Source organism: Sphingosinicella sp. (genome assembly GCF_041916975.1).
Classification (GTDB): domain Bacteria; phylum Pseudomonadota; class Alphaproteobacteria; order Sphingomonadales; family Sphingomonadaceae; genus Sphingosinicella.
Map to the genome: position 1 here is coordinate 71,471 of NZ_JAYRYK010000001.1, position 18,143 is coordinate 89,613.

General features: G+C 64.9%; 20 protein-coding genes. All 20 read left to right on the plus strand.

Features of this window, described 5'->3' with window-relative positions; translation table 11 throughout:
• The first annotated feature begins 190 nt into the window (after nt 1-190).
• The 20 genes from tkt to nuoK all read left to right on the plus strand — a co-directional run bounded on the left by tkt (nt 191) and on the right by nuoK (nt 18,134).
• Nucleotides 191-2,161: a transketolase gene (gene tkt / locus ACE3TJ_RS00395; RefSeq protein WP_374592750.1), complete on the plus strand. Its 1,971-nt coding sequence runs from the start codon at nt 191-193 to the stop codon at nt 2,159-2,161.
• A 24-nt stretch (nt 2,162-2,185) separates the two neighbouring features.
• Nucleotides 2,186-3,193 (plus strand): type I glyceraldehyde-3-phosphate dehydrogenase, encoded by a 1,008-nt coding sequence (gene gap / locus ACE3TJ_RS00400; RefSeq protein WP_374592752.1) that lies wholly within the window; start codon nt 2,186-2,188, stop codon nt 3,191-3,193.
• Nucleotides 3,194-3,195: 2 nt separating this feature from the next.
• On the plus strand, nt 3,196-4,389 hold the full coding sequence (gene pgk, locus ACE3TJ_RS00405; protein ID WP_374592754.1) for a phosphoglycerate kinase: 1,194 nt from the start codon (nt 3,196-3,198) through the stop codon (nt 4,387-4,389).
• A 105-nt stretch (nt 4,390-4,494) separates the two neighbouring features.
• A complete protein-coding gene (locus tag ACE3TJ_RS00410; protein ID WP_374592756.1) occupies nt 4,495-5,013 on the plus strand; it encodes a CAP domain-containing protein in 519 nt (172 codons plus the stop codon).
• Between the two features lie 112 nt (nt 5,014-5,125).
• Nucleotides 5,126-6,040: a class I fructose-bisphosphate aldolase gene (locus ACE3TJ_RS00415; RefSeq protein ID WP_374592758.1), complete on the plus strand. Its 915-nt coding sequence runs from the start codon at nt 5,126-5,128 to the stop codon at nt 6,038-6,040.
• 5 nt (nt 6,041-6,045) lie between these two features.
• Nucleotides 6,046-6,714, plus strand: a complete 669-nt coding sequence (locus ACE3TJ_RS00420; protein WP_374592760.1) for an O-methyltransferase — start codon at nt 6,046-6,048, stop codon at nt 6,712-6,714.
• Nucleotides 6,711-7,391 carry a thiamine phosphate synthase gene (thiE, locus tag ACE3TJ_RS00425; protein ID WP_374592762.1) on the plus strand — a complete coding sequence of 227 codons (681 nt, stop codon included), beginning with the start codon at nt 6,711-6,713 and terminating at the stop codon, nt 7,389-7,391. The genes ACE3TJ_RS00420 and thiE overlap by 4 nt, the downstream gene beginning before the upstream one ends.
• Nucleotides 7,392-7,457: 66 nt before the next feature.
• Nucleotides 7,458-8,021: an elongation factor P gene (gene efp / locus ACE3TJ_RS00430; protein ID WP_339708747.1), complete on the plus strand. Its 564-nt coding sequence runs from the start codon at nt 7,458-7,460 to the stop codon at nt 8,019-8,021.
• 11 nt (nt 8,022-8,032) lie between these two features.
• Complete coding sequence (locus tag ACE3TJ_RS00435; RefSeq protein ID WP_374592765.1) at nt 8,033-8,842, plus strand: inositol monophosphatase family protein; 810 nt, start codon at nt 8,033-8,035, stop codon at nt 8,840-8,842.
• A 77-nt stretch (nt 8,843-8,919) separates the two neighbouring features.
• Nucleotides 8,920-9,297 (plus strand): NADH-quinone oxidoreductase subunit A, encoded by a 378-nt coding sequence (locus ACE3TJ_RS00440; protein WP_121048569.1) that lies wholly within the window; start codon nt 8,920-8,922, stop codon nt 9,295-9,297.
• A complete protein-coding gene (locus ACE3TJ_RS00445) occupies nt 9,288-9,845 on the plus strand; it encodes an NADH-quinone oxidoreductase subunit B family protein (RefSeq protein WP_374592768.1) in 558 nt (185 codons plus the stop codon). Before ACE3TJ_RS00440 ends, ACE3TJ_RS00445 begins: the two co-directional genes overlap by 10 nt.
• Nucleotides 9,842-10,471, plus strand: a complete 630-nt coding sequence (locus ACE3TJ_RS00450; RefSeq protein ID WP_374592770.1) for an NADH-quinone oxidoreductase subunit C — start codon at nt 9,842-9,844, stop codon at nt 10,469-10,471. Before ACE3TJ_RS00445 ends, ACE3TJ_RS00450 begins: the two co-directional genes overlap by 4 nt.
• Nucleotides 10,471-11,670 carry an NADH-quinone oxidoreductase subunit D gene (locus ACE3TJ_RS00455; RefSeq protein WP_374592772.1) on the plus strand — a complete coding sequence of 400 codons (1,200 nt, stop codon included), beginning with the start codon at nt 10,471-10,473 and terminating at the stop codon, nt 11,668-11,670. Before ACE3TJ_RS00450 ends, ACE3TJ_RS00455 begins: the two co-directional genes overlap by 1 nt.
• Nucleotides 11,667-12,299, plus strand: coding sequence for an NADH-quinone oxidoreductase subunit NuoE (nuoE, locus tag ACE3TJ_RS00460; protein WP_374592774.1), 633 nt, complete (start codon nt 11,667-11,669; stop codon nt 12,297-12,299). Before ACE3TJ_RS00455 ends, nuoE begins: the two co-directional genes overlap by 4 nt.
• The gene (gene nuoF, locus ACE3TJ_RS00465; RefSeq protein WP_374592776.1) at nt 12,296-13,603 is read left to right on the plus strand and encodes an NADH-quinone oxidoreductase subunit NuoF; all 1,308 of its coding nucleotides are present in this window, start codon (nt 12,296-12,298) and stop codon (nt 13,601-13,603) included. The genes nuoE and nuoF overlap by 4 nt, the downstream gene beginning before the upstream one ends.
• Nucleotides 13,604-13,612: 9 nt before the next feature.
• Nucleotides 13,613-15,634, plus strand: a complete 2,022-nt coding sequence (gene nuoG, locus ACE3TJ_RS00470) for an NADH-quinone oxidoreductase subunit NuoG (RefSeq protein ID WP_374592778.1) — start codon at nt 13,613-13,615, stop codon at nt 15,632-15,634.
• Nucleotides 15,634-16,680, plus strand: a complete 1,047-nt coding sequence (gene nuoH, locus ACE3TJ_RS00475) for an NADH-quinone oxidoreductase subunit NuoH (protein ID WP_374592780.1) — start codon at nt 15,634-15,636, stop codon at nt 16,678-16,680. The genes nuoG and nuoH overlap by 1 nt, the downstream gene beginning before the upstream one ends.
• The gene (gene nuoI, locus ACE3TJ_RS00480; protein ID WP_121048592.1) at nt 16,677-17,165 is read left to right on the plus strand and encodes an NADH-quinone oxidoreductase subunit NuoI; all 489 of its coding nucleotides are present in this window, start codon (nt 16,677-16,679) and stop codon (nt 17,163-17,165) included. Before nuoH ends, nuoI begins: the two co-directional genes overlap by 4 nt.
• Before the next feature lie 49 nt (nt 17,166-17,214).
• Nucleotides 17,215-17,832 (plus strand): NADH-quinone oxidoreductase subunit J, encoded by a 618-nt coding sequence (locus ACE3TJ_RS00485; protein WP_374592782.1) that lies wholly within the window; start codon nt 17,215-17,217, stop codon nt 17,830-17,832.
• The gene (gene nuoK / locus ACE3TJ_RS00490) at nt 17,829-18,134 is read left to right on the plus strand and encodes an NADH-quinone oxidoreductase subunit NuoK (RefSeq protein WP_374592784.1); all 306 of its coding nucleotides are present in this window, start codon (nt 17,829-17,831) and stop codon (nt 18,132-18,134) included. The genes ACE3TJ_RS00485 and nuoK overlap by 4 nt, the downstream gene beginning before the upstream one ends.
• Nucleotides 18,135-18,143 lie beyond the last annotated feature (9 nt).

An 18,143-nucleotide genomic window follows, 5' to 3' on the forward strand; every position in this document is an offset into this window, starting at 1 on the left:
AACGAATCCGAATGACGGTCAAGGCAAGCGCGGGTCGGTTCGGCGATTCATCCCGATTCAGCCGGATTCCCGCCTGTTTCATGCGCGCATGGCCGCCATGCCTTGACATGACGTTGACGCGGCATAAGCCCCTCTCCATTGTGCGCGCCGATTCGCCGCCCGGCCGAAATATTGGGGAACCCAGCCGAAGATGACCGTCAATCACGCCGATCTCGCCAACGCTGTCCGTGCGCTGGCGATGGATGCCGTACAGGCCGCGAATTCCGGCCACCCTGGAATGCCGATGGGAATGGCGGATGCCGCGACGGTTCTCTTCACACAACATCTGAAGTACGATCCGCAGTGGCCTGAATGGCCTGATCGCGACCGCTTCGTGCTTTCCGCCGGTCACGGCTCGATGCTGATCTACGCGCTTCTGTATCTCACCGGCTATAAGAAGCCGACGCTCGACCAGATCCGGAACTTCCGCCAGCTCGGCAGCCCGTGCGCCGGCCACCCCGAGAATTTCGAGCTTCCCGGCGTGGAAACGACGACCGGCCCGCTCGGGCAGGGCCTCGCCACCGCCGTCGGCATGGCGCTTGCGGAACGTCACCTCAACGCGCGCTTCGGCGACGCCGTGCAGGACCATCACACGTGGGTGATCGCCGGCGACGGCTGCCTGATGGAAGGCATCAACCACGAGGCGATCGGGCTTGCCGGGCACCTGAAGCTCGGCCGCCTGAACGTGATCTGGGACGACAACCGCATCACCATCGACGGCGCGACCTCGATGTCGACGTCGGAGGATGTGAAGGCACGCTACGAGGCTTCGGGCTGGCACGTCGTTTCCTGTGACGGCCACGACGCAGCGAGCGTTGACGCAGCACTGCGCGCGGCGAAGGCCGATCCGCGCCCGTCGCTGATCGCCTGCCGCACGATCATCGGCTACGGCGCGCCCAACAAGCAGGGCACCGCGGCGACGCACGGCTCGCCGCTCGGCGCGGCGGAAATTGCGGCGGCGCGCGAGACGCTCGGCTGGAATCACGAGCCGTTCGAAATCCCGGCCGATATACTGGATGCGTGGCGCACTTCGGGTGCGCGCGGCACCAAGGTCAGCGCCGATTGGAAGCTGAACGCTGCGAAAGCAGAGGGTTACGCCGAATTCCTGACCTGGCTGGATGGTTCCGCGCTGAAAGCGGCAGGCCCGGCGCTGAAGGCGCACATCGACGCGCTGATCGCAGCGCCGCAGACGGTGGCGACGCGCAAGGCGAGCGAACTTGCGCTTGGCGCGATCAACGCCGCCGTGCCGAACACCATCGGCGGCTCGGCCGATCTCACCGGCTCCAACAATACGCTGACCAAGGGCCTCGGCACGCTCGACGCCGCGAACTACGGCGGCCGCTACGTTTATTACGGCATCCGCGAGTTCGGCATGGCCGCCGCGATGAACGGCATGGCGCTGCACGGCGGTCTCGTGCCCTATGGCGGCACCTTCCTCGTGTTCACGGACTATTGCCGCCCGGCGATCCGTCTCAGCGCGCTGCAGCGCGCGCAGGCCATCTACGTGATGACGCACGATTCGATCGGGCTCGGCGAAGACGGCCCGACGCACCAGCCGATCGAGCACGTGATGAGCCTGCGCGTGATGCCGAACGTGCTCGTGATGCGCCCGGCTGACGTCGTGGAGACAGCCGAGTGCTGGGCGCTTGCGCTTGAAAACGACAGCGGCCCCACGGTGCTTGCTCTCTCCCGCCAGAACCTGCCGCAGGTGCGGACGGAAGCCGGCGAGAACCTCTCCGCGAAGGGCGCCTATCGGCTGCGCGCTGCCTCTGCCGCGCGCAAGGTCGTGTTCCTCGCGACCGGCTCCGAAGTGCAGGCCGCGCTCGACGCTGCCGACCAGCTCGAAGCGGCAGGCATCGGCTGCGACGTCGTCTCGATGCCCTGCTGGGAGCTTTTCGATCTGCAGAGCGACGCCTATCAGGCCGATATCCTGCCGGAAGACGCGCTCATTGTTTCGGTCGAAGCCGGGACAACGATCGGCTGGGAACGCTACACGGGCCGCAAGGGTCTGCGGCTCGGCATCGACCGCTTCGGCGCTTCCGCGCCCGCCGAAGCCTTGTATGAGAAGTTCGGATTGACCGCCGACGCGATCGCGAAGGCGGTTCGGGGGAAGCTCGCTTAAATTAGGAACAGGAGTACGGAAGACATGGCGAAGGTTTCGATCAACGGATTCGGCCGCATCGGGCGCCTCGTGGCGCGGGCCATTCTGGAGCGTCCGGAAAGCGGGCTGGAGCTGGTTTCGATCAACGACCTGTCCGACGCCAAGTCGAACGCCCTGCTGTTCAAGCGCGATTCCGTGCACGGCACGTGGGCGGGCACGGTCGAGGTGGACGGCAACGATCTCATCATCGACGGCAAGCGCATCAAGGTTTCGGCCGAACGCGACCCGGCGAACCTGCCGCACGCCGCGAACGGCGTCGACATCGCGCTCGAATGCACCGGATTCTTCACGGACCGCGCTTCGGCTGAGAAGCACATGGCGGCGGGCGCCAAGCGCGTGCTGATCTCCGCGCCGGGCAAGAACGTCGACCTCACGGTCGTTTTCGGCGTGAACAACGACAAGCTCTCGGCCGATCACAAGATCGTGTCGAACGCGAGCTGCACGACGAACTGCCTCGCGCCGGTCGCCAAGGTGCTGAACGATGCGCTCGGCATCGAACGCGGCCTGATGACGACGGTGCACGCCTACACGAACGACCAGAAGATCCTCGACCAGATCCACGACGATCCGCGCCGTGCCCGCGCTGCCGCTATGTCGATGATCCCGACCACGACCGGCGCCGCGCGCGCCGTCGGCGAGGTGCTTCCCGAACTGAAGGGCAAGCTCGACGGTTCGGCGATCCGCGTGCCGACGCCCGACGTCAGCCTCGTCGATCTGACCTTCACGCCGAAGCGCGACACGACGAAGGACGAAGTGAACGCGATCCTGAAGGCGGCGTCTGAATCCGGCCCGCTGAAGGGCATCCTCTGCTATTCGGACGAGCCGCTGGTTTCGATCGACTATCAGCACACCGCTGCATCTTCGACCATCGACAGCCTTGAAACCGCCGTGCTTGAAGGCAAGCTCGTCCGCGTCGTTTCGTGGTACGACAACGAGTGGGGCTTCTCGAACCGCATGGTCGACACCGCCAAAGCGATGGCGGCGTTCCTCTAACCATGGCGAAGTTCCGGACGCTCGACGATATCGGGGACGTGCGCGGCAAGCGCGTCCTCGTTCGTGCCGATCTCAATGTGCCGATGCAGGACGGCAAGGTCAGCGACGACACGCGCCTTCGTGCGGCGCAGCCGACCATCGCCGAACTCGCCGACAAAGGCGCGATCGTGCTGGTGCTCTCGCACTTCGGGCGTCCGAAGGGCGAAGACCCGATGCTCAGCCTGTCGCCAATCTCGAGCGCGCTTGCGAAGGTGCTCGGTCGCACGGTGGGTTTCGTCACCGAGTGCAAGGGGCCGGCGGCCGAACAGGCTGTGGGTCTGATGGCGGCGGGCGAAATCGCGGTGCTTGAGAACACGCGCTTCGAGGCGGGCGAAGAGAAGAACGATCCGGCGCTCGTCGCCGCCATCGCGAAGCTCGGCGACCTTTACGTCAACGACGCCTTTTCCGCCGCGCACCGTGCGCACGCCTCCACAGAGGGGCTGGCGCACGTGCTTCCCGCCTATGCGGGCCGTTCCATGCAGGCAGAGCTGGAGCACCTGGAAGCCGCACTTGGCGAGCCTGAACGGCCTGTCGCGGCGGTTGTCGGCGGCGCGAAAGTGTCGTCGAAGCTCGATGTGCTCAACAACCTTGTCAGCAAGGTCGATCACCTGATCATCGGCGGCGGCATGGCGAACACCTTCCTTGCCGCGAAGGGTGTCGATGTCGGCAAGTCGCTTTGCGAGCACGATCTCAAGGAGACCGCGCTCGGCATCCTCGCCAAGGCGGACGCGGCGCGCTGCACCGTGCACCTGCCGTACGACGTCGTCGTGGCGAAGGAATTCAAGGCGAACGCCGCGAACCGGACCGTGAACGTGCACGAGGTGGGGGCGGACGAGATGATCCTCGACGTTGGCCCCGCTGCTGTCGAGGCACTTTCGGACGCGCTCAAGACCTGCCGGACGCTGGTGTGGAACGGGCCGCTCGGTGCGTTCGAACTGGAGCCGTTCGATGCGGCCACGGTGGCGCTCGCGCGCACGGCGGCGGCGCTTACCGAAGCCGGAAGCCTCGTTTCGGTGGCAGGCGGCGGCGATACGGTCGCGGCGCTCAACCACGCGGGTGTGGCGGAGAGTTTCAGCTTTGTCTCGACCGCTGGCGGCGCCTTCCTCGAATGGATGGAAGGCAAGGCGCTGCCGGGCGTGGAGGCGCTGCGGGCGTAACGAACCCGGTTTTGTCGCGGCGATGCGTCACTTCAGCTATGGTAAGCGGGAAATTAACCTTTTCTTAAAACCCGACCTTAAGCCTTACGGGCGAAGGTCGGTGCCATGCTTATGCGTCTCGCCACTGCTGCATTCCTGATCGCCACGCCGGCCATGGCCGCCGGCTTTTCGACCGTTGCGGTCGCAAAGCACAGCTGGTGCGCGGCGGGCGACGTGAACCCTGTCGAGGCCGTTGCCGCGCTCAACGACCTGCGCCGTGCGCAGGGCCTTTCGCCGGTGCGTCCCAACATGGCGCTCACCCGTGCGGCACAGCGTCATTCCGATGATCTCGCGGGATGGGGCAAGCTTTCGCACAGCGGCTCCGATGGCAGCAACTTCGTCGACCGCGCCGAGCGCGCGCGCTTTGACGGCGTGCCGCGCGCCGAGAACGTTGCGTGGAACCTGCCGACGTCCGCGGCCGTGGTCGTCGCGTGGGACAGGAGCCCCGGGCACCGCGACAACATGATGCTCGAAGACGTCACCGATGTCGGCATCGGCTATGCCTGCTCGCCCACCAAGGGCCGCTTCTGGACCATGGTGCTCGGCCGTGCCGAAGCCCAGTTCACGCTCGCCGCGCTCAACTAACCCGGCATCCTGAATCCACGCGCGAGGTCGTTGCGATGCGCGGCCCTCTTCTGTATCACGCGCGGCAACCGGAATAATCCAGCCCAGAATACTCAAGCGACGAGGACGACGCATGAAGATCACGAAAGCCGTGAAGGCCATCCTTTCCAACTATGAAAGCGACAACCCCGGCACGAAGGCGAACCTCGCCCGCATCCTGATGCAGGGCCAGCTCGGCGGCACCGGCAAGCTCATCATCCTCCCCGTCGATCAGGGCTTCGAACACGGCCCGGCACGCAGCTTCGCGGTCAACGAACCGGCGTACGACCCGCACTATCACTTCCAGATCGCGATCGACGCAGGGCTTTCGGCCTATGCCGCGCCGCTCGGCATGATCGAGGCGGGCGCCGACACGTTCGCGGGCCAGATCCCGACGATCCTCAAGGTGAACTCATCGAACTCGTGGGCGACCTCGATCAACCAGGCCGTCACCGGCACGGTGGACGACGCGCTGCGCCTCGGCTGTTCGGCGATCGGCTTCACCATCTATCCGGGCGCCGACGAGGTGTTCGACATGATGGAAGAGATCCGCGAAATGTCCGCCGAAGCGAAGTCGGTGGGCATCGCGACCGTGATCTGGTCGTACCCGCGCGGCGGCAACCTTTCGAAGGACGGCGAGCTTGCGCTCGACGTCGGCGCCTACGCGGCGCACATGGCGGCGCTGCTGGGCGCGCACATCATCAAGGTGAAGCTGCCGACCGCGCACATCGAACAGAAGGACGCGCAGAAGGCGTACGAGAAGCTGGACAGCTCGACGCAGGCGAAGCGCGTGTCGCATGTTGTGAAGTCGTGCTTCAACGGCCGCCGCATCGTCGTCTTCTCGGGCGGCGCCGCGAAGGGTGCGGATGCCGTCTATCAGGACGCGCGCGACATCCGCGACGGCGGCGGCAACGGCTCGATCATCGGCCGCAACACATTCCAGCGTCCGCGCGACGAGGCGATGGCGATGCTCGCGAAGCTGGTGAACATCTACAAGGGCAAGGAATAGGGCCTGTGTCAGCGGGCTGGGCCGAGGTCGACGCCTACATCGCCGATCGTTTGATCGGAGACGATACGGCGCTGGACGAGGCCCTTGCCCGCAACGCTGCCCAGCACCTGCCGTCCATCGACGTGTCGGCAGTGCAGGGCAAGCTGCTCCACATTCTGGCGCGTTCCATCGGTGCGTGGCGGATTCTGGAGGTCGGCACGCTCGGCGGTTATTCGACGATCTGGCTTGCCCGCGCGCTTCCCGGCCACGGCGCTCTTGTCACGCTGGAAATCGACCCGCACCACGCCGAGGTTGCCCGCGCGAACCTTGATGCAGCAGGCGTTGGCGACAAGGTCGAAATCCGCGTCGGTGCGGCCGTGGAGACGCTGTCCCACATGGAAGCCGAAGGCGAGGGGCCGTTCGACCTCGTGTTCATCGACGCCGACAAGCCGAACAACGTCGCTTACCTGAAAGCCGCGCTCGCGCTGGCCCGACCCGGCGGGCTTATCGTCGTGGACAATGTGGTACGCGAAGGACGTGTAACGGACGCGTCGAGTGCCGACGAGGCGATCATCGGCACGCGCGCGCTGTTCGATGCCGTCGCCGCCGAGCCGCGCCTCAGCGCGACGGCGATCCAGACCGTGGGCACCAAGGGCTGGGACGGTTTTCTGATTGCCGTTGTGGATGCTGAATGATGAACGATGACGATGTTGCGCTCGATCCCGGTTTCGCCGACCGTTTCGAGCAGGATGCGCGGCCGCCGTGCCAGCTCTATCTGATCTCCCCTGAGCGCTACGATCCGGGTTTTCCCGAAAAGCTGAAGGCCGCGCTCGACGCTGGTCCAGTGGCGGCGTTCCAGCTTCGGCTGAAGGGCGTGGAGGACATGGAAATCCTGCGTGCAGGGGCGGCCTTGAAGCCGATCCTCGCGGCTTATGATGTCGCCTTCATCCTCAACGACCGCGCGGACCTTGCGAAGGAACTGGGCGCCGATGGCGTCCACCTTGGCCAGACGGACGGCAGCGTCTCGGTAGCGCGCAGCCTGCTCGGCCACGATGCGCAGATCGGCGTCACTTGCCACGACAGCCGCCACTTCGCGATGGAAGCGGGCGAGGCAGGCGCGGACTATGTGGCGTTCGGCGCCTTCTATCCCACCGCCACCAAGGTGACGACGCACCGCCCCGATCCGTCGATCCTCTCGTGGTGGACGACGATCAGCGAAATCCCCTGTGTGGCCATCGGCGGTATCACTCCGGAGAACGCAGCGCCGCTGGTCGCGGCGGGTGCGGACTTTCTGGCGGTTTCCAGTGCTGTATGGGCACATCCGGAAGGCGTAGGGGCGGGCGTAAAGGCGTTTCAGAGCATCCTTAAGTAGACTTCTTGAGCAGATGCCCGCGCGCTGATAGAAGCCGCGCGACCTTTCTTTCTCAGGAACGCACCCATGAAGATCAGCGGCGTGGACATTCGTCCCGGCAATATCATCGAATATGAAGGCGGGCTGTGGCGCGCCGTCAAGATCCAGCATACGCAGCCCGGCAAGGGCGGCGCCTATATGCAGGTGGAACTGAAGAACCTCGTCGACGGTCGCAAGACCAACGTCCGCTTCCGTTCGTCGGAGACGGTGGAGCGCGTTCGCCTTGATACGAAGGACTTCCAGTTCCTCTATGCCGAAGGCGACATGCTGACCTTCATGGACAAGGAGACCTACGAGCAGGTCTCGCTGCCGCAGGACCTGCTCGGCGATGCCGCCGCGTTCCTGCAGGACGGCATGGACGTCGTGATGGAACTCTATGAAGAGAAGCCGCTTTCCGTGCAGCTGCCCGATCAGGTCGAGGCCACGATCGTGGAAGCCGACGCCGTGGTGAAGGGCCAGACGGCCTCTTCCAGCTACAAGCCCGCCGTGCTCGATAACGGCGTGCGCATCATGGTGCCGCCGCACATCGCATCGGGCACGCGCATCGTCGTCGACGTCTACGAACAGACCTACGTTCGCCGCGCGGACTGATCGGAAACACCATGCCAGCCCATTCCGCCCTCATCACCATCATGGACAAGGCCGCGCGCAAGGCTGCGCCGCGGCTGCGCCGTGATTTCAATGAGGTGGCCCAGCTTCAGGTCTCCCGCAAAGGTCCGTCGGACTTCGTGTCCAACGCCGACCGCGCGGCCGAGCGCACCATTGTCGAGATCCTGCGGCAGGCACGCCCGGACTGGGGGCTGGTGCTGGAAGAGGGCGGCGAGATCGAAGGCGATCCCTCGCGTCCGCGCTGGATCGTCGATCCGCTCGACGGCACGTCGAACTTCCTGCACGGCATCCCGCACTTCGCGATCACCATCGCGGCGGAGCAGGACGGCCAGATCATTTCGGGCCTCGTCTATCAGCCGATGACAGACGAGAGCTTCTGGGCGGAAGCGGGCAGGGGGGCCTGGCTTCAGAACCAGCGCCTGCGCGTTTCGGCGCGCAAGGACCTCGGCGATTGCCTTATCGCGACGGGCATTCCGTTCCGAGGGCACGGCGATTTCGAACAGTTCGATTCGATCCTGCAGGCCGTGGCGCCAAATGTCGCAGGTATCCGGCGCTTCGGATCGGCGGCGCTCGACCTCGCATGGGTCGCGGCGGGTCGTTACGACGGCTACTGGGAAGCGGGCCTCAACAGCTGGGATGTGGGTGCGGGCATCCTCCTTGTGCGCGAAGCCGGGGGGTTCGTCAGCGACTATCGCGGCGGCGACAAGGCCATCGAAAGACGCGAAGTCATCGCCTCCAATGGTGCTATTCAGAGTCGTTTGCATAAACTCATCGGCGGGGCACTTCGCAGCGCAGCAAAGTGATTGCGAAAGGCAGGCTTACAGCCTTGCAAGCCCGCAGACACGCGCCTAAAAGCGCCGCGAATATCAGGGAATCGCGTATGCAATCGGTCGCGGCGGAATATCTGCCGATCCTCTTGTTTCTGGGCGTCGCGGTGGTGCTTTCGGGCGTCTTCGTCGGCCTTCCGGTGCTCGTTTCGAACCTTACCGGGACCAACAAGCCGGACCCCAACAAGCTTGCCGAGTACGAATGCGGCTTCCCCGCCTTCGAAGACGCGCGCCGCCAGTTCGACGTGCGCTTCTATCTGGTGTCGATCCTGTTCATCATCTTCGACCTTGAGGTCGCGTTTCTGTTCCCGTGGGCGGTCAGCCTCGGTGCGACGGGCGTGTTCGGTTGGGCGTCGATGATGGTGTTCCTCGGCATCCTTACGATCGGCTTCATCTACGAATGGAAGAAGGGCGCGCTGGAATGGGAGTAGAGACCCAAATGGCGCCTGCCGGCACCGGTTCGGCTTCTGGCATCATCATGCCGGAACAGGGCTTCGTCGACGACATCAACAACGAGGTCTCGAACAAGGGCTTCCTCGTGACCTCGACCGAGGAGCTGTTCCACTGGGCGCGCACCGGCTCGCTGTGGTGGATGACCTTCGGCCTTGCCTGCTGCGCGGTCGAGATGATGCATTCGAGTATGCCGCGCTACGACCTTGAGCGTTTCGGCGCCGCGCCGCGCGCATCTCCGCGCCAGTCGGACGTGATGATCGTCGCGGGCACGCTCTGCAACAAGATGGCCCCGGCGCTGCGGCGCGTTTACGACCAGATGTCGGAGCCGCGCTACGTCATCTCGATGGGCAGCTGCGCCAACGGCGGCGGCTACTACCACTACAGCTATTCGGTGGTACGCGGCTGCGATCGCATCGTGCCCGTGGACATCTATGTGCCGGGCTGCCCGCCGACCGCAGAAGCGCTGCTTTACGGCATCCTGCAGCTGCAGCGGAAGATCCGCCGGGTGGGAACATTCGAACGATGAAAAGCCCCGCGCCCCGCACGTCCTCCGACGACGGTGTCATCGACGCCGCGCGCGCCGCGCTTGGCGACCTCGTTGTTGATGCGACCGAGCACGCCTTCGAGGTGACGCTGACCGTTCATCGCCGCGATCTCTACAAGGCGCTCGAAGCGCTGCGCGACACGCCCGGTCTTGAATACCAGCAGCTGATGGAGATCGCTGGCGTCGACTACCCGGAGCGCCCGGAGCGCTTCGAGGTCAATTACTGCCTGCTGTCTCTGACGAAGAACCGCCGCATCCGCGTGAAGACGCTGACCGACGAGAAGCACGCGGTGCCGTCCGTCGTCGATCTGTGGCCGGTCGCGGGCTGGCTGGAGCGCGAAGTGTGGGACATGTACGGCGTCCGTTTCGACGGCAACCCGGACCATCGCCGCATCCTCACCGATTACGGCTTCACCGGGCACCCGTTCCGCAAGGACTTCCCGCTCACCGGCTATGTCGAGCTGCGCTACTCCGAAGAGCACAAGCGTGTCGTCTACGAGCCCGTGAAGCTCGCGCAGGATTTCCGCAGCTTCGACTTCATGAGCCCTTGGGAAGGAGCCGAATACGTGCTGCCGGGCGATGAGAAGGCGGAAGGGAAGGCTGTCTGATGGCCGACGTCGCAACCACGACGCCTGACGTCGAAATCCAGAACTACACGATCAACTTCGGCCCGCAGCACCCGGCGGCGCACGGCGTGCTCCGTCTCGTGATGGAGCTGGACGGCGAGATCATCGAGCGCTGCGACCCGCACGTGGGCCTGCTCCACCGCGGCACCGAGAAGCTGATCGAATACAAGACCTATCTGCAGGCGCTGCCCTACATGGACCGGCTCGACTACGTGTCGCCGATGTCCATGGAGCACAGCTATGTGCTCGCGATCGAGAAGCTGCTCGATATCGAGGTGCCGCTGCGCGCCCAGTATATCCGCGTGCTGTTCGCGGAGCTGACGCGCATCGCCAACCACATCCTCAACACCACCGCGCACGCGATGGATGTCGGCGCGCTGACGCCGATCCTGTGGCTGTTCGAGGAGCGCGAGGAGCTGCTCGGCTTCTATGAGCGGGCATCGGGCGCGCGCTTCCATGCGGCATACTTCCGTCCGGGCGGCGTCCATCAGGACCTGCCACCGAAGCTGATCGCGGACATCGCCGACTGGGCCGATGCCTTCCCGAAGGCGCTCGCCGACTTCGAGGCGCTGATCTGCGACAACCGCATCTTCAAGCAGCGCAATGTCGATATCGGCATCATCAGCGAGCAGGACGCGGTGGCATGGGGCTTCTCTGGCCCCTGCATTCGCGGCTCCGGCCTGCCGTGGGACCTCCGCAAGTCGCAACCCTACGACGTTTACGACCGCATGGAATTCGATGTGCCGGTCGGCAAGAACGGCGATTGCTACGACCGTTTCATGGTCCGCATCGAAGAGATGAAGCAGTCGCTGCGCATCATCAAGCAGTGCCTCCAGGAAATGCCGGAAGGCCCGGTCGCCAGCCTCGACCGCAAGGTGGTGCCGCCGAAGCGCGGCGAGATGAAGCGCTCGATGGAGGCGCTCATTCACCACTTCAAGCTCTACACGGAAGGCTTCCACGTTCCGGCGGGCGAGGTGTACGTCGCAACGGAAAGCCCCAAGGGCGAGTTCGGCATCTACATGGTGGCCGACGGCACCAACAAGCCGTACCGCTGCAAGATCCGCCCAACAGGCTTTTCGCACCTGCAGGCGATGGATTTCCTCTGCAAGGGCCACATGCTCGCCGACGCGCCCGCCGTGCTCGGCAGTCTCGATATCGTTTTCGGTGAGGTCGACCGGTGAGTCACGCCGCTTCAGCAACGCCCGAACAGCATCATGCGTTCGACGGCTTCGATTGGACTCCTGAGAACGCCAAGCGCGTGAAGGTGATCCTTGCGCGCTATCCGGAGGTGCGGAAGCAATCCGCCGTGATGCCGCTCCTCGATCTCGCGCAGCGCCAGGTCGGCGCGCAGACGAAGACGCAGGGCTGGCTGCCGATCCCGGTGATCGAGTTCATCGCGGGGATGCTCGGGATGCCGTACATTCGCGTGCTCGAAGTCGCGACCTTCTACACGATGTACAACCTCGCGCCCGTCGGTCGCCATCACGTGCAGGTCTGCGGGACGACGCCCTGTATGCTGCGCGGCTCCGACGACGTGATGCAGGCGTGCAAGGACAAGGGGCTCGCCAAGGGCCACACGACCGAAGACGGCCTTTTCACGCTCACCGAGGTCGAATGCATGGGCACCTGCGCGAACGCGCCGATGGTGCAGATCAACGACGACAATTTCGAAGACCTCGACTACGCGAGCATGACGCGCATTCTCGAAGACCTTGCTGCCGGCAAGACGCCGAAGCCGGGCCCACAGATCGAGCGCCAGAACAGCGCCCCCGTCGGCGGACCCCGTGTTCTCAAGGAGTTCATGGCATGACCATTGCGCCGCTTGAGGACAAGGACCGGATTTTCACGAACCTCTACGGGTTCCAGGATTGGGGCGTCAAAGGCGCGCTGAAGCGCGGCGACTGGGACGGCACCAAGGATTTCCTCGCCAAGGGGCAGGACTGGATCATCGAGCAGGTGAAGGCGTCGGGCCTTCGCGGGCGCGGCGGCGCGGGCTTCCCCACCGGCCTCAAATGGTCCTTCATGCCGAAGGAACCGCGCGAGGATCGCCCGTCCTACCTCGTCATCAACGCCGACGAGTCCGAGCCCGGGTCGTGCAAGGACCGCGAGATCATCCGCCACGATCCGCACAAGCTGATCGAAGGCGCGCTCATCGCCGGGTTCGCGATGCGCGCGAAGGCTGCGTACATCTACATTCGCGGCGAGTTCATTCGCGAGGCGGAGACGCTGTTTGCCGCCGTGGAACAGGCCTACGACAAGGGGCTGATCGGCAAGAACGCCTGCGGTTCGGGCTATGATTTCGACGTTTACGTGCATCGCGGCGCGGGCGCGTACATCTGCGGTGAGGAAACGGCACTGCTTGAAAGCCTCGAAGGCAAGAAGGGCCAGCCGCGCCTGAAACCGCCGTTCCCGGCGGGCGCAGGCCTCTACGGTTGCCCGACGACGGTGAACAATGTCGAGAGCATCGCCGTGGTCCCGACGATCCTGCGGCGCGGCGCGGAGTGGTTCGCGGGCTTCGGCCGCCCGAACAACCTCGGCACCAAGCTCTTCCAGATCTCCGGCCACGTGAACACGCCGTGCGTCGTTGAAGAAACGATGGGCATCAGCTTCCGCGAGCTGATCGATAAACACGGCGGCGGCATTCGCGGCGGCTGGGACAATCTGCTCGCGGTGATCCCCGGCGGCTCTTCCGTTCCGCTCGTGCCCGCCGAACAGATCATGGACGCCCCGATGGACTTCGACGGCCTCCGTGAACTGAAGTCCGGCCTCGGCACGGCGGCGGTGATCGTGATGGACAAGTCCACGGACATCGTCCGCGCCATCAGCCGCATCTCGTATTTCTACAAGCACGAAAGCTGCGGGCAATGCACGCCCTGCCGCGAAGGCACCGGCTGGATGTGGCGCGTGATGGAGCGTCTGCGCACCGGCGACGCGGACCTTTCGGAAATCGATACGCTGCTCGACGTCACCACCGAGGTCGAGGGACACACGATCTGTGCGCTCGGCGACGCGGCGGCCTGGCCGATCCAGGGCCTCATCCGCCATTTCCGCCCGGAACTTGAGCGCCGCATCAACGAACGCCGGGGCGCAGCCCTTGCCGTGGCGGCAGAGTAGGAAAGTCTGATGCCCAAACTCACCGTCGACGGCATCGAGGTCGAAGTCCCCGCCGGAGCCACCGTGCTTCAGGCGTGCGAGGCTGCGGGTAAGGAAATCCCGCGCTTCTGCTATCACGAACGGCTTTCGATCGCCGGCAACTGCCGCATGTGCCTCGTCGAGGTGAAGCCGGGACCGCCGAAGCCGCAGGCCTCATGCGCGCTTCCCGCCGCCGAGGGGCAGGAGGTCCGCACCGACAGCGCCCTGGTGAAGAAGGCGCGCGAAGGCGTGATGGAGTTCCTGCTCATCAACCACCCGCTCGATTGCCCGATCTGCGATCAGGGCGGCGAGTGCGACCTGCAGGACCAGTCGGTCGCCTACGGTCGCGGCCGCACGCGCTACACGGAAAACAAGCGCGCAGTCACCGAGAAGTACATGGGGCCGATCATCAAGACGGCCATGACACGCTGCATCCATTGCACGCGCTGCGTGCGCTTCGCCGAGGAAGTGGCGGGTACCGACGAGATCGGCGCGCTCTATCGCGGCGAGAACATGCAGATCACCTCGTACCTCGAAGCGGCGGTGAAGTCGGAGCTTTCGGGCAACGTCATCGATCTCTGCCCCGTCGGCGCGCTCACCTCGAAGCCCTATGCGTTCGAGGCGCGGCCGTGGGAACTGACGAAAACGAGCGGCATCTGCGTGATGGACGCCGTCGGCACCAACATCCGCATCGATGCGCGCGGCCCCGCCGTGCTGCGCGTGCTGCCGCGCGTGAACGACGACGTGAACGAGGAATGGGCGTCGGACAAGACGCGCTACGCGCCGCTCGGTCTTTCCAAGCGCCGCCTCGACAGGCCCTATGTGCGGCGCGGCGGCAAGCTTGAGGCTGCGTCGTGGGCGGAAGCCTTCAACGCCGTGAAAGTCGGCCTTTCCGACCTCAGCGGCAACCAGATCGGCGCGGTGGCGGGCGAACTGCTCGACGTGGAATCGATGGTCGCGCTCAAGGACCTGATGAAGTCGCTCGGCTCGGACCGGTTCGAGTGCCGCACGGACGGCATGGCGCTGCCCGCCGGCGGCGCGGGTGCATACCGCTTCAACTCCGGCATCGCGGGGATTGAGGACGCGGACGTTGTGCTCCTCGTCGGCGCGAACCCGCGCTGGGATGCGCCGCTCGTCAACACGCGCCTCCGCAAGGCGGTCGTGAAGAAGGGCGCCAAGGTCTTCAACGTGGGGCCGGAGGTCGATCTCACCTATCCGGTCACGCAGCTCGGCGATGGCGCGTCCGTGCTCGGCAAGCTGCCGAAGGCGGCGGCTGACGCGCTGAAGAGCGCGACCAAGCCTGCGATCATCGTCGGCGCCGCAGCGCTCACGCGCGGCGACGCGCCCGCGATCCTCGCCGCGCTCGGCAAGATTGCGAAAACGGCGAAGATGGGTGCGGAAGGCTTCAACGTCCTCCACACGGCGGCCTCGCGCGTCGGCGGCCTCGACATCGGCTTCACGCATGACGGCGGCATCGCCGAAGTGCTCGGCGGCGGACTCAAGGCGCTCATCGTGCACGGCGCGGACGAAATCGACACGGATCTCGAAGGCGTCTTCAAGGTCTACATCGGCCATCACGGCGATCTCGGCGCACGCGGTGCCGATGTCATCCTGCCCTCGGCGAGCTTCGCCGAGAAGGATGGCACCTACGTCAACATGGAAGGCCGCGTGCAGCGCGCCTACCGCGCGGTGTTCGCGCCGGGCGATGCCCGCGAGGACTGGGCGATCCTGCGCGCGCTTTCCGAAGTGCTGGGGAGCAAGCTGCCCTACGACAGCTTTGCCGCGCTCCGCGCCCGCATCGCCGCCGAATGGCCGCATCTTGCCGAGGAAGGCATTGCACCCGCCTCCGGCGAGATCGACTTCGGCAGCGGCGGTGAGCTTGATACCGCGCCGATCGGCCGCGTCATTCACGATTTCTACCTGACGAATGCGGTCGCCCGCGCGTCCGAAGTGATGCACGCCTGCTCCTCGACGCTGATCCAAGGTGCCCCCGCGCTGGAGGCGGCTGAATAATGACGGCGTTCTTTCAGGATCTGATCGGGCCGAACCTCGGCTATCTGGTCGCGACGCTCATCCTCATTCTGCTCATCGCGCTGCCGGTGATGATTGCGGTCGCCTTCGCGGTCTATGCGGACCGCAAGATCTGGGCGGCGATGCAGCTTCGCCGCGGCCCGAACGTGGTCGGCCCGTGGGGCCTGCTGCAGAGCTTCGCGGACGGCCTCAAGGTGTTCCTCAAGGAAACCATCATCCCCGCGGGTGCCAACAAGGGCGTGTTCCTGCTCGCGCCGATGATCACCTTCACGCTCGCGCTCATCGGCTGGGCGGTGATCCCGTTCGATGCGGGCGCGGTGCTTGCCGACATCAACGTCGGCATCCTCTACCTGTTCGCGGTGTCCTCGCTCGGCGTCTACGGCATCATCATGTCGGGCTGGGCGTCGAACTCGAAATACCCGTTCCTCGGCGGCCTCCGCTCGGCGGCGCAGATGGTCTCCTACGAAGTCTCGCTCGGGCTCGTGATCATCAACGTCGTGCTCTACGCCTCGTCGTTCAATCTCAGCGACATCGTGATGAGCCAGCAGGCCAACATCCTGTTCCTGAACGGCAATATCTTCAATCCGCTGCTGTTCCCGATGGGCATCGTGTTCTTTATCTCGGCGCTCGCCGAAACGAACCGCCCGCCGTTCGATCTTCCCGAAGCGGAAGCCGAGCTCGTCGCGGGTTATCAGGTCGAATATTCCTCGATGAGCTTTGCGCTGTTCTGGCTCGGTGAGTATGCGAACATCCTCCTGATGTGCGCGATGACCGCGGTGCTGTTCCTCGGCGGCTGGCTGCCGCCGGTCGATTGGGCGCCGCTCTACCTCATCCCCGGCTTCATCTGGTTCCTCGCGAAGATGGCGTTCATGTTCTTCGTCTTCGCCTGGGTGAAGGCGACCGTACCGAGGTATCGCTATGACCAGCTCATGCGCCTTGGCTGGAAGGTGTTCCTGCCGCTGTCGCTCTTCTGGGTGTTCCTCGTTTCCGGGTGGCTGATGTTCTTCACAGACAGGTTTGCGTCATGACCGCCATATTCCGCGCTGCCAAATCGATGCTGCTGCTGGAGTTCGTCCAGGGCATGGCGCTCACGCTCAAGTACATGTTCAAGCCGAAGGCGACGCTGAACTACCCGTTCGAGAAGGGGCCGATCAGCCCGCGCTTCCGTGGTGAGCATGCGCTGCGCCGCTATCCGAACGGCGAGGAGCGCTGCATCGCGTGCAAGCTTTGCGAAGCAGTGTGCCCGGCGCAGGCGATCACGATCGAGGCCGAACCGCGCGAAGACGGCTCGCGCCGCACCACGCGCTACGACATCGACATGACGAAGTGCATCTACTGCGGCTTCTGTCAGGAAGCCTGCCCGGTGGACGCGATCGTCGAAGGGCCGAACTTCGAGTTCGCGACCGAAACGCGCGAGGAACTGATCTACGACAAGGCGAAGCTGCTGGCGAACGGTGAGCAGTGGGAAACGGCGATCGCCGCCAACCTTGCGGCGGACGCGCAGTGGCGATAACCGGCCGCAGGCAACAGAGGGTCGACATGAAAAGGGGCGGGGCGAAACCGTGATCGAGGCCATCATCTTCTACATGCTCGCAGGCATTATTGTCCTGTCGGCAACGGCGGTGATCTTCGCCCGCAACCCGGTGCACAGCGTGCTCTGGCTGATCCTGGCGTTCTTCAACGCTGCCGGCCTGTTCCTGCTTTTGGGCGCCGAGTTCATCGCGATGATCCTCGTGATCGTTTACGTGGGCGCGGTCGCGGTGCTGTTCCTGTTCGTCGTCATGATGCTCGACATCGACTTTTCGGAGCTGCGATCGGGCTTCGCGCGCTACATGCCGTTCGGGCTAATGCTCGCGGGCGTGCTGCTCGCCGAGCTGGTGATCGCGGGCACGGCGTGGACGCTCGGCGCGGGCGCCCAGGCGGTTGCCGCGGCGCCGGTCGCGGCGGCTGACGTCACCAACACCGAGGCACTCGGCGCGCTCATCTACACGAAATACGTCTACATCTTCCAGGCGGCGGGCATGGTGCTGCTGACCGCGATGATCGGCGCGATCGTGCTGACGCACCGCCAGCGCACCGGCGTGAAGAAGCAGAGCATCGCACGCCAGAATGCCGTGCGGCCCGAAGAGGCTGTCGATGTCGTCAGCGTGCCCGTGGGCGAGGGGGTGAAACTCAAATGATCGGTATCACCCATTATCTCACCGTCGCGGCGATCCTGTTCGTCCTCGGCGTGCTCGGCATCTTTCTCAATCGCAAGAACGTCATCATCATCCTGATGTCGATCGAGCTCATCCTGCTCGCGGTGAACATCAATCTCGTGGCGTTCTCGGCGTTCCTCGGCGATCTCGTCGGGCAGATCTTCGCGATGTTCGTGCTCACCGTGGCGGCGGGCGAAGCCGCGATCGGACTTGCCATCCTCGTCATCTATTTCCGCAACCGCGGCACCATCGCCGTCGACGACATCAACATGATGAAGGGCTGAGGGGCGGGC

Bases quoted from the DNA above. Each gene is read 5' to 3' on its own strand.
- ACE3TJ_RS00445 (WP_374592768.1), top strand. From the start codon at position 9,288: ATGGGAGTAGAGACCCAAATGGCGCCTGCCGGCACCGGTTCGGCTTCT.
- nuoK (WP_374592784.1), top strand. From the start codon at position 17,829: ATGATCGGTATCACCCATTATCTCACCGTCGCGGCGATCCTGTTCGTC.
- nuoH (WP_374592780.1), top strand. From the start codon at position 15,634: ATGACGGCGTTCTTTCAGGATCTGATCGGGCCGAACCTCGGCTATCTG.
- efp (WP_339708747.1), top strand. From the start codon at position 7,458: ATGAAGATCAGCGGCGTGGACATTCGTCCCGGCAATATCATCGAATAT.
- nuoF (WP_374592776.1), top strand. From the start codon at position 12,296: ATGACCATTGCGCCGCTTGAGGACAAGGACCGGATTTTCACGAACCTC.
- pgk (WP_374592754.1), top strand. From the start codon at position 3,196: ATGGCGAAGTTCCGGACGCTCGACGATATCGGGGACGTGCGCGGCAAG.
- ACE3TJ_RS00410 (WP_374592756.1), top strand. From the start codon at position 4,495: ATGCTTATGCGTCTCGCCACTGCTGCATTCCTGATCGCCACGCCGGCC.
- ACE3TJ_RS00415 (WP_374592758.1), top strand. From the start codon at position 5,126: ATGAAGATCACGAAAGCCGTGAAGGCCATCCTTTCCAACTATGAAAGC.
- nuoI (WP_121048592.1), top strand. From the start codon at position 16,677: ATGACCGCCATATTCCGCGCTGCCAAATCGATGCTGCTGCTGGAGTTC.
- thiE (WP_374592762.1), top strand. From the start codon at position 6,711: ATGATGAACGATGACGATGTTGCGCTCGATCCCGGTTTCGCCGACCGT.
- ACE3TJ_RS00435 (WP_374592765.1), top strand. From the start codon at position 8,033: ATGCCAGCCCATTCCGCCCTCATCACCATCATGGACAAGGCCGCGCGC.
- ACE3TJ_RS00450 (WP_374592770.1), top strand. From the start codon at position 9,842: ATGAAAAGCCCCGCGCCCCGCACGTCCTCCGACGACGGTGTCATCGAC.
- gap (WP_374592752.1), top strand. From the start codon at position 2,186: ATGGCGAAGGTTTCGATCAACGGATTCGGCCGCATCGGGCGCCTCGTG.
- ACE3TJ_RS00440 (WP_121048569.1), top strand. From the start codon at position 8,920: ATGCAATCGGTCGCGGCGGAATATCTGCCGATCCTCTTGTTTCTGGGC.
- ACE3TJ_RS00455 (WP_374592772.1), top strand. From the start codon at position 10,471: ATGGCCGACGTCGCAACCACGACGCCTGACGTCGAAATCCAGAACTAC.
- tkt (WP_374592750.1), top strand. From the start codon at position 191: ATGACCGTCAATCACGCCGATCTCGCCAACGCTGTCCGTGCGCTGGCG.
- nuoG (WP_374592778.1), top strand. From the start codon at position 13,613: ATGCCCAAACTCACCGTCGACGGCATCGAGGTCGAAGTCCCCGCCGGA.